The organism is Cytobacillus depressus (assembly GCF_008923245.1).
GTDB classification, from domain to species: Bacteria; Bacillota; Bacilli; order Bacillales; family Cytobacillaceae; genus Cytobacillus; species Cytobacillus depressus.
Map to the genome: position 1 here is coordinate 208,151 of NZ_WBOS01000003.1, position 12,754 is coordinate 220,904.

Genomic DNA, 12,754 nt, shown 5'->3' on the forward strand with positions numbered 1-12,754 from the left:
GATAAAGTTGAGCCATTTGTTAGAAGTGAAAAATTTAGAGGTTAATTTTAAAACATATGGTGGGGAAGTAAAAGCGGTACGCGATGTTTCTTTCCATGTGGATAAAGGTGAAATCTTAGCGATTGTTGGGGAAAGCGGCAGCGGAAAAAGTGTGACTGTTCAATCAATTATGGGGCTGATCCCAACACCTCCTGGAATCATTAAAGGAGGAAGTATTCACTTTAAAGGACAAGACCTGCTAAAGCTGTCAAAAAGAGAAATGAGAAAAATTAAAGGTTCGAAGATTAGTATGATCTTTCAAGACCCGATGACTTCTCTTAATCCTACGATGCGAATCGGAGCACAAATTGAAGAGGGGCTCATTCTTCATCAAGGGCTATCAAAACAGGCTGCCAAGGAAAAGGCGATTGAAATGATAAAGCTTGTTGGAATCCCAAATCCAGCTGAACGATATAATCAATTTCCGCATGAATTTAGTGGTGGAATGAGGCAAAGGGCCATGATTGCGATTGCCTTGGCATGCAGTCCGGAATTATTGATAGCAGATGAACCTACGACTGCGCTCGATGTGACGATTCAGGCGCAGGTGCTTGAGTTGATGAAAGATCTTCAGAATCAGTTAGAGACTTCAATTATTTTAATTACCCATGATTTGGGTGTTGTTGCAGAAACGGCTGAACGTGTCATCGTTATGTATGCAGGAATGATGGTTGAAAGCGGCACTGTTACGGAGTTGTTTGAAAATCCAAAACATCCTTATACTTGGGGTCTCCTTGAATCAGTCCCAAAAGTGGAAGATGGTGAAAAACAACCTTTGATCCCAATTGAAGGCTCGCCGCCAGATCTCTTTTCCCCGCCAAAGGGATGTCCTTTTGCCCCGCGGTGTAAATATGCCATGGAGATTTGCTTAGAAGAGGTTCCTCCAGGATTTGAATTTAACGATGGACATGTAGCAAGATGCTGGCTAAATGATCCACGCGCACCGAAAGCAGAAGATCTTATTGCAGCGGGAAGGGAGGATGTTTAATGGAGGAGTACATACTTGAAGTTCAGCAATTAACAAAGTACTTTCACATCAATAAAGAGAAAACGGTCAAGTCTGTAGATGATATATCCCTATCCATTAAAAAAGGGGAGACTTTTGGATTAGTAGGGGAAAGTGGAAGTGGTAAGTCTACACTAGGTAAAACGATTGTTGGCCTGCAACCAGCTACTTCAGGAAGTATTTTTTATAACGGCACAGATGTCGAAAAGCTTGATAGAAAGATGAAAAAGACCGTCAATCGTGAATTGCAGATTATCTTTCAAGATCCTCATGCATCTCTAAATCCAAGAATGCAGGTTGGAGATATTATTGCAGAAGGAATTGACGCCTATAAGCTGGCAAAAGGGAAAGAACGCCAAGATCGAATTTATGAATTACTTGAAAAGGTTGGATTGCGTCCAGAACATGCTAAGCGGTACCCGCATGAATTTAGTGGTGGGCAAAGGCAGCGTATCGGTATAGCTAGAGCTTTAGCTGTACAACCAAAGTTTATTGTGGCGGACGAGCCTATCTCCGCTTTAGATGTCTCCATTCAGGCTCAAGTTATTAATCTATTAGATGATTTGAAGAAAGAGGAAGGGCTGACGTATTTGTTTATCGCCCATGATCTCGGCATGGTTAAACATATTAGTGATCGGATTGGAGTCATGTATCTTGGGAAAATGATGGAGATGTCCGGCAGTGATGAGCTGTTCGCAAATCCACTTCATCCTTATACACAAGCTTTATTGTCTGCAATCCCTAATTTGAACCCTCGTGCCGAAAAGCGAGAGCGGATCGTTCTTGCCGGTGATCCGCCAAGCCCTGTAAATCCGCCGAGTGGATGCCGTTTTCGAACACGTTGCCCACACGCAATGGAAATTTGTGCAAAAGAGGTTCCAACATGGAAAGAGGTTCAAAAAGAACATTGGACAGCTTGCCATTTATATTAAATTTTTTATTTAAAAAAGGAGAGAAAGAAATGAAGAAGCTTCTAGTTTTTTTGATTGCTGTTCTAACGCTTTCAACTATCCTTGCTGGTTGTTCCGGCGGAGAGAAGACGAGCAGCGGGGACGCTAAAGACGCAAAAGATGTTAAGCAAGAAATGGTGGTTAATGCGAAGACAGAACCACCTGCGATTGATCCAGCAAAAGCAACAGATACTACATCTGGATGGATTCTTGATCACATTTTTGAAGGATTATACACCCGTGACAAAGAAGGTAATCCTGTATTAGGCGCAGCCAAGGATGTTAAAATTTCAGAAGATGGGAAAACATATACGTTTACATTAAGAGAAGACGCAAAATGGTCTGATGGCAGCCCTGTTACTGCTAGTGACTTTGAATATGCTTGGAAGCGCGTCCTTAACCCTGAAACAGGTAGTGCATTTGCATTCTATCTATATTACATTAAGGGAGCCGAAGACTATAATAAAGGCAAAGGTTCTGAGGGAGACGTAGCGATTAAAGCAGAAGATGACCATACATTTGTTGTAGAATTAAATTCACCACTAGGATATTTTGATAGTTTATTAACATTATGGACTTTCGATCCAGTGAAGAAAGACCTTGTGGAAGGCAACAAGAACTGGTCTGCAGATGCTAATAATTATGTAAGTAATGGACCTTTCAAAATGACTAAATGGGAACATGATAATCAAGTGATTATTGAAAAGAATACAGAGTACTATGCGAAAGACGAAGTGAATCTAGATAAAGTAACATTCAAGATGGTAGGGGAAGCGACAACATACTATCAAATGTTCAAAACAAAAGAATTTGATTTAGTTATAACTTTACCGACTGATGTCATTGATGCAGAAAGAAAAAATGATGAATACTTAGAAGTTCCTTATTATGGAACATATATGTATATGTTCAATACTGAAAAAGAGCCGTTTAACAATCAAAAAGTTCGTAAGGCATTTGCTATGGCTATTGATCGTGAAACATTAGCAAAAAATGTTTCAAAAGCAGGTGAAACACCAGCATATAGCATGGTGCCACTAGGCGCAGAAACTCCTGAAGGTGATTTCCGTAAAGTTGGCGGAGACTACATTGAAGAGAATTATGATGAGGCTAAAAAGCTCCTTGAAGAAGGAATGAAAGAAGAAGGTTGGGCGACATTGCCTGAGGTTACATTAATGTATAACACTGATGAAAACCATAAAAAAATTGCCGAAGCTGTACAAGAAATGATTAAAGTGAACCTTGGCGTAAATATTAAGCTAAATAACCAAGAATGGGCAACATACTTAGATACAACAAAACAGCATAACTATCAAATGGCGCGAATGGGCTGGATCGGTGTGTTCGTTGACCCAGTTGTTAACCTAGATTATTACTTAGGAGATAGTCCAAATAACCGTACTGGTTGGGTAAATGAAGAATTTGATAGAATTATGGCAGAGTCGAAAGTAGAGCAAGATCCGGAGAAACGTTTCCAATTGCTTCATGACGCAGAAGAAATCTTGATGACTGACCTGCCGTTCATGCCAGTATATCACTATACGAATAACTACCTTGTATCACAAAACTTCGAAGATATTGCTTACTATGTGAACCGTTACCCTGCATTAAAGTGGGCGAAGAAGGTTTCGCAATAATGCATTAGGCAGAGAGGGCATCGTCCTTCTCTGCTGCATTCATATTTGGAGGTACTTCATGATGAAAACAAAGTTTATTTTTCCATTGCTAATTTTAATCACTTGGTTAGGGTTAATTGTTGCTTTTCAATGGTCGCTTATAGAATGGATTAATATTACCTTTTTGGTAGGGCTCCTGTCACTTCTTGCTTTTACCCTTGTAAAAATCACAGAAACTGGCTTTTTCCAACTCTTCACAAGCGGTTTCAAAAAAATCAATATCACACTAATCCCAAAATCCAGATCACACCAACGAATAGACGACCAATTAAACAACGACCCAAATTTACAGCAATTCAAAAAAAACTACCTCAACTTCCTAAACAACATCACATTCAAACTATCCATCACCACTATGCTGCTCTCCCTAATCGGATTAATCATATTCTATCAATAAGGAAGCAAGGGGGCGGTTCTTTTGCTTCATGAAAGAGTTAAAAACTATAAAATTGTTTTGGTCTTTTGACCGAGCGTTCGCAGCGCTCGGTCATTTTTAAATAACTTTCGGGGGAAAAACTGCTCTAGAAGTACAAATCTATTGAAGGATAAATGTTCTAATACTAGGAAAAAACGGCTTTTGTCAGCAAGAATAGAACAGAAGGGGCAAGTAAGCAACCTAGGCCAGTATAGAAAGTGGCAGTAACTGCTCCATAAGGAACAAGTTTTGGATCTGTCGCGGCTAGTCCACCTGCTACACCGCTAGTCGTACCCATGATTCCGCCGTATACCATTGCAGTTCGTGGGTTATTTAATCCGATATATTTGGCAACAAAGGGGGTGCCAACCATCGTAAGTATGGATTTTACAAGCCCTGCAGCAATACTAAGTGTTATTACTTCAGAACTAGCTCCAATTGCAGAACCTGTTACTGGGCCTACGATATATGTTGCTGTCCCGGCCCCAATTGTTGTTAAGCTAATAGCATCTCGATATCCAAATGCGAGTGCAATCATTACACCGACAACAAAAGAGAGGAAAACGCCTATAAACAAGGATAATACCCCAGTCAGACCAGCTTTCTTTATTTCACTAAAATTTGCTCCAAAGGCAGTGGAGACAATAGCAAAGTCTCTAAGCATTCCGCCGCCCATCAGGCCGATTCCAGTAAAAAGACTTACGTCTGCGAGTCCTTTTTCTCCTCCTGTAACCACTCCGCCAATGTAAGCAAGGACAAGCCCAAGAATAATCGCAATCGCAGAACCATGGAGACGCCCTTTTGTTAACTTATCAGAAATAAAATATGAAAGATACATAGTCACGCCGACAATGGCAAAAGCAAGAATTAAACCGTTATTTTTCAGAACATTACCTAGTATTTCTAACACGCTGCTTGCCCCCATTCATATCCATTTCAATAACATTATTTACCGTATTGTTCTTATTGCCCTTTTTGCCCCCGCTTAATAGAGGAACAACTGCCCAACTGATCAAAACTACCGCTACTCCAGCAATAATAGCCAAGATCCCTCCATCCAGTGCTGCAACCACATTTTGCTGTGCTGACATAGCGATAACAATTGGAATATACATAGCACTCCAAAAAGCGAGTCCTTCTTGCGTCTGTTTGTTTAGCTTATCTTTCTTTTTCAAGTACTCTACAAGTAAAATCAGAAAGAGCATAGCAAAGCCAACACCGCCGACATTTGCGTTAATTCCCAATATTTGTCCTAAGAGATCACCAAAAAACACCCCGGATAAAAAGCAAATAGCTAATATTGCCACCCCAAAAATAACCATGCCATTTCTCTCCTTTTCAATTTTTTCTTTAAAAAAAGCATTAAAACTGAAAGCAAACAGAACGATTGTATGTATGTCTGCACTAGGAAGAAATTTTAATCAATTGACAAATGTTTAGAGAATCAACAGTCGACTGTATTCTTAAAGTCCATAATAAAGCGCGGGAAAACATAAAGTCAATATCTTTTTAATATTCTAAAAATATTGAAATTATAAAAATCAGCCGTTATAATTAGAATCGACAGTCGACTATTTTAATTTTATTGGAGGAGACTTTGTCATGAAAACGAATAAATTTACGCAAAATGCATTATCAAATCATATCGCTGAACATATTACAGAGCAAATTATTAAGGGGGAATTAATCCCCGGGGATAAACTAATCGAACATATTTATGCGGAAGAGTACGGAACGAGCCGAGCCCCTGTAAGGGAAGCTATATATCTACTTTCCATTGAAGGCCTTGTAGAAAGAATTCCAAGAAAAGGGGCAGTGGTAAAAGATTATACGGAGAATGAAATATATGATCTTCTTGAAATACGTAACATGCTTGAAGCTATGGCCATTGAACGCATTGGCCGCAACGGAGTAGATCAAGCTTCCTTGCAAAAAATGGCTGATGTTTTGAACGAAATGAAGGATGAGACAGTAATTCATCAATATACCCAATTAAATCACACTTTTCATATGACGCTTGTGGAAATGAGTAAAAGTGAGACCATTAAAACTATGTATTTAAGGCTTGGATGGCCGCTCTTAAGGATCCAAAGCCTTTCGTTTGCGAATAATGGAAATATCGAAAAGTCTGTGAGAGAGCATCAAATGTTAATCGACCTTCTGAGAGAAGGAAACATCAAGGAGGCAGCCAATCTATTGAAATGTCATAACGATGATGTCATTTTAAGTATGAAAAACAAGCTAGGTTCTAAAAATAAATAAGTTTTTAACAAGATTATAAGAGTAGTTGAGTTTTCAAACAAGGTGGTGAAAGTTGTGAAGCTCGCATTTTTATTCCCTGGTCAAGGTTCTCAAAAGCCAAATATGCTCCAAGAACTTCCGGAACATCCTGCAGTTGAGGCAGTTATGCAAGAAGCAACGGATACACTTGAGGAAAGTGTTTACAACTTTGACTCCAAGGAAGCATTGGTATCGACGGTCTCTGTTCAAATTAGCCTGCTTGTTTCCTCGGTTGCTATCTTAAGAGTATTTGAAGCTGAAGGGATAATTCCAGATATTGTGGCAGGCCATTCGGCAGGTGCTTTTGGTGCAGCCGTTGCATGCCAATCCATTGGATTTGCCGATGCTTTAAGAATAATAAAGCTTAGAGGGCAGCTAATGGAGCAGGTCTTTCCCAGTGGTTATGGAATGGGCGTCATCACAGGAATAGATGAAAAGACGGTAAAAGAACTAGCAAATTCTTGTTTTACAGAAAAAGAACCTGTATACACGGCAAATGTGAATGCGCCTGATCAAATGACGATCGCAGGTTCTGTTGCTGCTATCAACAAGGTGCTTGACCGTGCCAAACATAGAGGGGCAAGAACAGCTGAACTGCTGAATGTTAGCATACCGTCCCATTGCTCGTTGTTAAACCCAGTTTCTAGATCTTTACATGAGGAATTGTCAAAAATTAAATTTAGACAGCCAGTTATTCCATATGCTTGTAACCGGACGGCAAGGCTATTAAGATTGCCGGAACAAATTAGGGAGGATCTTGCCTACAACGTATCTTACCCAGTTAGATGGCATGATATTTCTTCCATACTTTGCGAGCATGGGACAAGGCTTTTTATTGAGATGCCTCCAGGAAATGTTCTTGCCAGCTTATCCAAAAAAGCACTGCCTGGTGCCCGTTCTCTTTCTGTAGATGAAAACGGGTTTGAAAATTGTTTAGTACTGGCTAGGCGTTTTTGTGTGACATCTTAAGTATTGGCTGTGTTAAAACTGAGTTTTTTACACTTGTTGCTTGTAATGAAATCAACAACAACGATAACAGAACATAGGTATTAAAGATTGATAGGGAAAGGGGATAGCAGGAAATGCAGGCAATTAAAAATCAGTCTTGGAAAAAACGATTAGAGGCAAAAGAAAAGAGAATTGAAAAAATGAAAGACATAACGAGCAGCCGAATTATCCCTACAAACAAAATTGTTCAGGCGCTTGAAACCTTAATCCAGTCTGGAGACCGCGTCGTTCTAGAGGGAAATAATCAGAAGCAGGCATCCTTCCTATCGGCAGCCCTTGCAAAGGTCGACCCGGAAAAAATCTATCATTTGCATATGATTATGTCGAGTATTTCCCGACCGGAGCATTTGGATCTGTTTGAGTATGGCATCGCCAATAAAGTAGATTTTTCATACGCAGGGACACAAAGCCTTCGCATGGCCCAAATGCTAGAAGACGGAAAGCTTACCATGGGAGAAATCCATACATATGTGGAGCTATATGGAAGGCTGTTTATTGACTTAATTCCGTCGGTTGCGCTAGTTGCTGCTGACAAGGCTGACGCTGCCGGTAATTTATATACAGGGCCGAACACCGAAGAAACTCCGACCTTGGTTGAAGCAGCAGCTTTTCGTGACGGGATTGTCATTGCGCAGGTGAATGAATTAGTGGATGAACTTCCGCGAGTGGACATACCTGGTTCCTGGATTGATTACGTCGTAGTTGCTGACAAGCCTTATCAATTAGAACCTCTCTTTACCCGGGATCCGCGCCATATTACAGATATTCAAGTGCTTCAAGCCATGATGATTATTCGCGGTATATATGAAAAGCATCAGGTGAAGTCGTTAAATCATGGGATTGGCTATAATACAGCTGCTGTGGAATTATTACTTCCCACATATGGAGAAAAGCTTGGTTTAAAAGGGAAGATCTGCAAGCACTGGGCTCTAAACCCGCATCCTACACTGATTCCCGCGATCGAAAGTGGCTGGGTAGAGAGTGTCCATTGCTTTGGGGGAGAAGTTGGAATGGAAAATTATGTGTCCTCAAGGCGGGATGTGTTTTTTACAGGGCGTGATGGTAGTTTGCGCTCGAACCGGACATTATGTCAGTTGGCAGGTCAATATGCAGTTGATTTGTTCGTAGGATCAAGTCTGCAAATTGACGCTTACGGAAACTCCTCGACCGTCACCCGCGGAAGGCTTGCGGGGTTCGGTGGTGCACCAAATATGGGACATGACCCAGGGGGCAGGAGACATTCTTCCGAAGCATGGCTCGATATGAATACAACAAACGATCCGCTCGCACGTGGGAAAAAGCTGGTAGTTCAAGTAGTGGAAACATTCCAAAACGGAAATAAACCGGTGTTTGTTGAATCGTTAGACGCATTGGACGTAAAAAATGATGCAGGTCTCGCAACTGCACCAATCATGATTTATGGTGAAGACGTTACACATATTGTTACAGAAGAAGGGATTGCCTATTTATATAAGGCAAACAGCATGGAAGAACGCAGGCAGGCGATTGCGGCAATCGCAGGTGTGACTCCGATTGGGCTTGAACACGACGCAAGAAAGACGGATAAATTGCGAAGAGAAGGACTGATTGCCCTCCCAGAGGATCTTGGGATTAGAAGAACCGATGCAAAGCGTTCCCTGCTTGCTGCTAAAAATGTAGAAGAGCTTGTGGAGTGGTCTGATGGTTTATATGAGCCACCTGCTAAATTTCGAAGCTGGTAACGGGGTGTGGTAAATGGAAAAATCACTTACCTATACAGAAAATCTTGCAATGTTAGCAGTGCGAGCGCTGATCGAGGAAGCGGAACTAACGCCGAAGCCGGGGCTAGTTGACAAAGAAAGCGCAGGTTCCCATCACGATATGTCGATTGAATTAATGATTAAATCGGCTAAATCATTAGAGCCGGCGTTCTCAGAAATTGCCAAGGTAAGCTATGGAAGGGTCCCGTCTCAGGAATTAAGGGAAGAGATAGCTGCTATTGGACGCCAAGGGGAAAAGGATATGTTCCAAGCTACAGGTGGTGTCAATACGCACAAGGGAGCTATCTGGGCATTGGGGCTGCTTATTTCAAGCGCCGCCATGAACCCGAAAGAGACATCTTTGGACCAGATTGCTTTAACGGCAGGAAAGCTTGCTCTCTTCCCGGATCGGAACTTGCCGCAGCAAATAACAAATGGTCAAAGAGTAAAAGAAAAATATGGGGTGAATGGAGCACTAGAAGAAGCTCAGAAAGGATTTCCGCATATAAGAGAAATAGCTTTGCCTGTTCTTTATGAGTCGAGGAGCAGGGGCATAAAAGAAGAACTGTGTAGGTTGAATACCTTATTTTCACTTATCGCTAGTCTTGACGACACTTGTATTTTACATCGGGCAGGGTTTGCAGCATTGACCGCTACTAAGGAACTTTCTTCTGAAATCCTCCTATTAGGCGGAGTTTGTACAGAGGCAGGATGGAAGGTTTTGGAGGAACTCAGCCATTTCTTAAATATGTGCAATGCTTCACCGGGTGGGAGTGCTGATTTGCTGGCGGCTACAATATTCCTTGATTATCTCTATGAAACTAACAAAAGTCCTTTATGGGGGTTAAAAAAATACTCGCTCATTTGAAAGTAAGGAGGGGACCAATTTGGAAAAATTAATGTTTCGTTTTCCTACAACAAAAGAATTACTGTCGAAATCACATGTAGGAGTAGTTGGATCTGGAGATTTGGAAATTTTGATGGAACCTTCGGAAGGGGACTATGCAGAAGTTATCGTACGTACTGGTACAACGGGGTTTAAAGAAACATGGAGCGCTGTTCTGGAAAGGTTTTTTTCCCAGCACGATGTTTCAGCAATGATTAAGATTAATGATTTCGGTGCAACACCAGGAGTTGTAACATTACGATTATCACAAGCATTGGAGGTAGCTAACGATGTGGGTTACGCAAAAAAATAGCTTTGTGGAATGCAGCGGGCGCGAACGGGCACGGGCATTGTTGGATAAATCCAGTTATAGAGAATTACTTGACGCATTCTCAGGAATAGAATCACCACATTTAGAACCTCAGGGAGTTGTACCACAAAGTGATGATGGTGTTGTGATTGCGAGGGGAGAACTGCGTGGTCTTTCTTTATTGGTCATTTCTATAGAGGGGAATTTCCAGGGGGGAGGAATTGGTGAGGTCTCAGGTGCTAAAATTGCGGGCGCACTCGAACTTGCCTTAGAGGAAAATAAAGCGGGTGGAACAGTGTACCCAGTCATTGTATTTGATACGGGGGGAGTAAGGCTACAGGAAGCAAACTATGGCCTATTGTCAATTGCAGAAATCGGGGCTGCCATCGTCGCGCTTAAGGAATATGTACCAGTTATCGGTATTATTCCCGGCAAGATTGGGGCATTTGGCGGGATGTCCATTACCGCTGGATTATGCAGCACCATAATTATGAGCCGTGAAGGACGGCTTGGTCTAAATGGGCCTGAGGTGATTGAACAAGAAGCCGGGATTTTGGAATTCGATTCTATGGATCGTCAGTTAATTTGGAATACAATTGGAGGAATTCAAAGGGAAGCAATGGGATTCGCCGACCTAGTTGTGGATGATGATATTGAAGCTTTTCAGCTGGCCATTCTTTCATCTGTCAAAAAAGCAGTTAGTAATCCCTCACGAAGCACCCATTTTGAAAGGTATCTTACGTTTTTACGATCGGTCAATACTTCAGAATCAATTAACTCGGAAAAAGTACGTCAGTTATGGGAACAGTCCGAGCAAAATATTCTACCTGAATATAGCGTTGAGAGATCTATTGAAGAAAGTGGGCAAGCCGGCCGAGGGCATAAATGGTTTACTCTCTTAACGAATGGGTCCCCAACGATCAGTTCTATCCCATCTGTTCTTTGTGCAGATTCCTTTATCGGGAGCGTACCGGCGCGTTTTCTTGCAGTTGTACCGGATAGATTTAATCGCTTTCCAAGAGCAAGAAACGGTGAATTCGGACTTGAAGAGGGATGGGTGATCGCGAAGCATATACGTGATGTGATCGAAGAGGATCGATATCAGCAGAAGCGGGCAATTATCGTAATTGTTGATGTGCCAAGTCAAGCTTACGGTTATCGTGAAGAACTGCTGGGAATTCATCAGGCATGTGCGGCAGCCGTTGATGCTTACGCTTCCGCTAGATTAGCAGGACATCCAGTCATCGCCTTTATACCGGGAAAGGCCATTTCGGGTGCTTTTCTTTCCCACGGAATGCAAGCCAGCCGTCTAATCGCCATAGAGGATGAAGGCGTAAATGTTCATGTTATGTCCAAACAATCAGCAGCAAGGATTACACAGCGTTCTCTCGAAGAATTGGAAGAAGCAACAAAAAAAGTGCCTGCCATGGCCTATGATATTCGTTCTTTTGAAAAACTAGGTGCACTATTTGCCCTTATGAGTGGTATAAATGCAGATTCCCCAGAGATTTCAGACCGTGAGGTAGTAATCAGCAAATTAGCTGAAGCTATTGAAGACACAAAAAACAGTCCAAGGGATCTTAGCAGCAGACTCAACACTTCTTTTGCCCGAGAAGGTGGCAGGGCAGCATCAATACTTGTACGGGAAAAGCTTGCTGAACAATGGCGCTAGAACCACATGACTTACTAAAGATCAATCCCAAAGATATTATCAGCCACTCTCTCATCCCAGCCTGGGTGGTACATTCTTTGGAAAAAGCACCCTTTGTTGTGGTCCGCAGGGTACATGCACCAAAAGGGCAGGTATCCATCGGTATTCGGGGCAAGGAACGAAACGAGAGATTTGGGGCATTTTTACCAGAACATTGTGTTATAAAACAAATAAAGCCTGAACATCTTACCGACAAAGATAAGTGGAAAGATAAACAATCACAGGCGTTCGCAGCTATGGAGTTCGTTGAAGACATATTGAATGGTCACGGGTTTACATGGGGGCCTGGAGGAAGTGTCGGTTTTGAACTTGCTAGCGGAGTGGAGACAGTGACATCGAAAAGTGACTTAGATCTTATCGTCCGTGCACAAGAATTATTGCCGGTTTTTATTGCGAAAGAGATTGTGGAAGAAGTAAAAAGAAGTCCGGTAAGAGTAGATGTTCAAGTAGAAACCCCTGCCGGCGCTTTTTCTCTAATAGAGTATGCAAGAGGTACTGGTCCGGTTTTATTAAAAACAATGTTCGGTCCAAAGCTGAGCCACAATCCTTGGGATGAATCTAATGTTTCTAATTCGGTATTTGGCCCCCGCTAGAACAAAGTACTAATTTGGCATTTTCCTAGCAACAGTGTTGACGGCAGCTGTTGCAATTATCGTACTTGTTATCAATAGAAGAAAGAAGTAATCGCCCACCGCTCCGACCAAAGAGTAGGGTAATTACTTCTTTTGATATAC

13 protein-coding genes are annotated in these 12,754 nt (G+C 41.9%); 11 read left to right on the top strand and 2 right to left on the bottom strand.

Annotated elements, in window-relative coordinates:
• Positions 1–7 precede the first annotated feature (7 nt).
• From F7731_RS09860 to F7731_RS09875, 4 genes are read left to right on the top strand one after another with little or no spacing between them, the layout of a single operon-like run.
• Positions 8–1,027 carry an ABC transporter ATP-binding protein gene (locus F7731_RS09860; protein ID WP_151534612.1) on the top strand — a complete coding sequence of 340 codons (1,020 nt, stop codon included), beginning with the start codon at positions 8–10 and terminating at the stop codon, positions 1,025–1,027.
• Positions 1,027–1,977, top strand: coding sequence for an ABC transporter ATP-binding protein (locus F7731_RS09865; protein WP_151534613.1), 951 nt, complete (start codon positions 1,027–1,029; stop codon positions 1,975–1,977). Before F7731_RS09860 ends, F7731_RS09865 begins: the two co-directional genes overlap by 1 nt.
• Before the next feature lie 29 nt (positions 1,978–2,006).
• Positions 2,007–3,632: a peptide ABC transporter substrate-binding protein gene (locus tag F7731_RS09870; RefSeq protein ID WP_151534614.1), complete on the top strand. Its 1,626-nt coding sequence runs from the start codon at positions 2,007–2,009 to the stop codon at positions 3,630–3,632.
• 58 nt (positions 3,633–3,690) lie between these two features.
• On the top strand, positions 3,691–4,068 hold the full coding sequence (locus F7731_RS09875; RefSeq protein ID WP_151534615.1) for a DUF3899 domain-containing protein: 378 nt from the start codon (positions 3,691–3,693) through the stop codon (positions 4,066–4,068).
• A gap of 163 nt (positions 4,069–4,231) precedes the next feature.
• Here F7731_RS09875 and madM read toward each other — a convergent pair whose 3' ends face one another.
• Both madM and madL read right to left on the bottom strand, forming a co-directional pair.
• On the bottom strand, positions 4,232–4,996 hold the full coding sequence (gene madM / locus F7731_RS09880) for a malonate transporter subunit MadM (protein ID WP_151534616.1): 765 nt from the start codon (positions 4,994–4,996) through the stop codon (positions 4,232–4,234).
• Complete coding sequence (gene madL, locus F7731_RS09885; RefSeq protein ID WP_151534617.1) at positions 4,977–5,408, bottom strand: malonate transporter subunit MadL; 432 nt, start codon at positions 5,406–5,408, stop codon at positions 4,977–4,979. Before madL ends, madM begins: the two co-directional genes overlap by 20 nt.
• 280 nt (positions 5,409–5,688) lie before the next feature.
• Here madL and F7731_RS09890 point away from each other — a divergent pair, with 280 nt between their 5' ends.
• The 7 genes from F7731_RS09890 (at position 5,689) to F7731_RS09920 (ending at position 12,613) form a co-directional block, all read left to right on the top strand.
• A complete protein-coding gene (locus tag F7731_RS09890; RefSeq protein ID WP_151534618.1) occupies positions 5,689–6,348 on the top strand; it encodes a GntR family transcriptional regulator in 660 nt (219 codons plus the stop codon).
• 54 nt (positions 6,349–6,402) lie between these two features.
• Complete coding sequence (locus F7731_RS09895; protein WP_151534619.1) at positions 6,403–7,335, top strand: ACP S-malonyltransferase; 933 nt, start codon at positions 6,403–6,405, stop codon at positions 7,333–7,335.
• A 113-nt stretch (positions 7,336–7,448) separates the two neighbouring features.
• Positions 7,449–9,095 (top strand): malonate decarboxylase subunit alpha, encoded by a 1,647-nt coding sequence (gene mdcA, locus F7731_RS09900; RefSeq protein WP_151534620.1) that lies wholly within the window; start codon positions 7,449–7,451, stop codon positions 9,093–9,095.
• 13 nt (positions 9,096–9,108) lie between these two features.
• Positions 9,109–9,981, top strand: coding sequence for a triphosphoribosyl-dephospho-CoA synthase (locus tag F7731_RS09905; protein ID WP_151534621.1), 873 nt, complete (start codon positions 9,109–9,111; stop codon positions 9,979–9,981).
• Between the two features lie 19 nt (positions 9,982–10,000).
• A complete protein-coding gene (locus F7731_RS09910) occupies positions 10,001–10,312 on the top strand; it encodes a malonate decarboxylase subunit delta (protein WP_151534622.1) in 312 nt (103 codons plus the stop codon).
• The gene (gene mdcD, locus F7731_RS09915) at positions 10,290–11,981 is read left to right on the top strand and encodes a biotin-independent malonate decarboxylase subunit beta (RefSeq protein ID WP_151534623.1); all 1,692 of its coding nucleotides are present in this window, start codon (positions 10,290–10,292) and stop codon (positions 11,979–11,981) included. The genes F7731_RS09910 and mdcD overlap by 23 nt, the downstream gene beginning before the upstream one ends.
• Positions 11,972–12,613 carry a malonate decarboxylase holo-ACP synthase gene (locus tag F7731_RS09920; protein ID WP_151534624.1) on the top strand — a complete coding sequence of 214 codons (642 nt, stop codon included), beginning with the start codon at positions 11,972–11,974 and terminating at the stop codon, positions 12,611–12,613. The genes mdcD and F7731_RS09920 overlap by 10 nt, the downstream gene beginning before the upstream one ends.
• Positions 12,614–12,754 lie beyond the last annotated feature (141 nt).

Excerpts from the sequence above, each read along its gene's own strand:
- F7731_RS09875 (WP_151534615.1), top strand. The coding sequence starts at position 3,691 with ATGATGAAAACAAAGTTTATTTTTCCATTGCTAATTTTAATCACTTGG.
- F7731_RS09890 (WP_151534618.1), top strand. The coding sequence starts at position 5,689 with ATGAAAACGAATAAATTTACGCAAAATGCATTATCAAATCATATCGCT.
- F7731_RS09870 (WP_151534614.1), top strand. The coding sequence starts at position 2,007 with ATGAAGAAGCTTCTAGTTTTTTTGATTGCTGTTCTAACGCTTTCAACT.
- mdcA (WP_151534620.1), top strand. The coding sequence starts at position 7,449 with ATGCAGGCAATTAAAAATCAGTCTTGGAAAAAACGATTAGAGGCAAAA.
- F7731_RS09905 (WP_151534621.1), top strand. The coding sequence starts at position 9,109 with ATGGAAAAATCACTTACCTATACAGAAAATCTTGCAATGTTAGCAGTG.
- mdcD (WP_151534623.1), top strand. The coding sequence starts at position 10,290 with ATGTGGGTTACGCAAAAAAATAGCTTTGTGGAATGCAGCGGGCGCGAA.
- F7731_RS09865 (WP_151534613.1), top strand. The coding sequence starts at position 1,027 with ATGGAGGAGTACATACTTGAAGTTCAGCAATTAACAAAGTACTTTCAC.
- F7731_RS09920 (WP_151534624.1), top strand. The coding sequence starts at position 11,972 with ATGGCGCTAGAACCACATGACTTACTAAAGATCAATCCCAAAGATATT.
- madL (WP_151534617.1), bottom strand. The coding sequence starts at position 5,408 with ATGGTTATTTTTGGGGTGGCAATATTAGCTATTTGCTTTTTATCCGGG.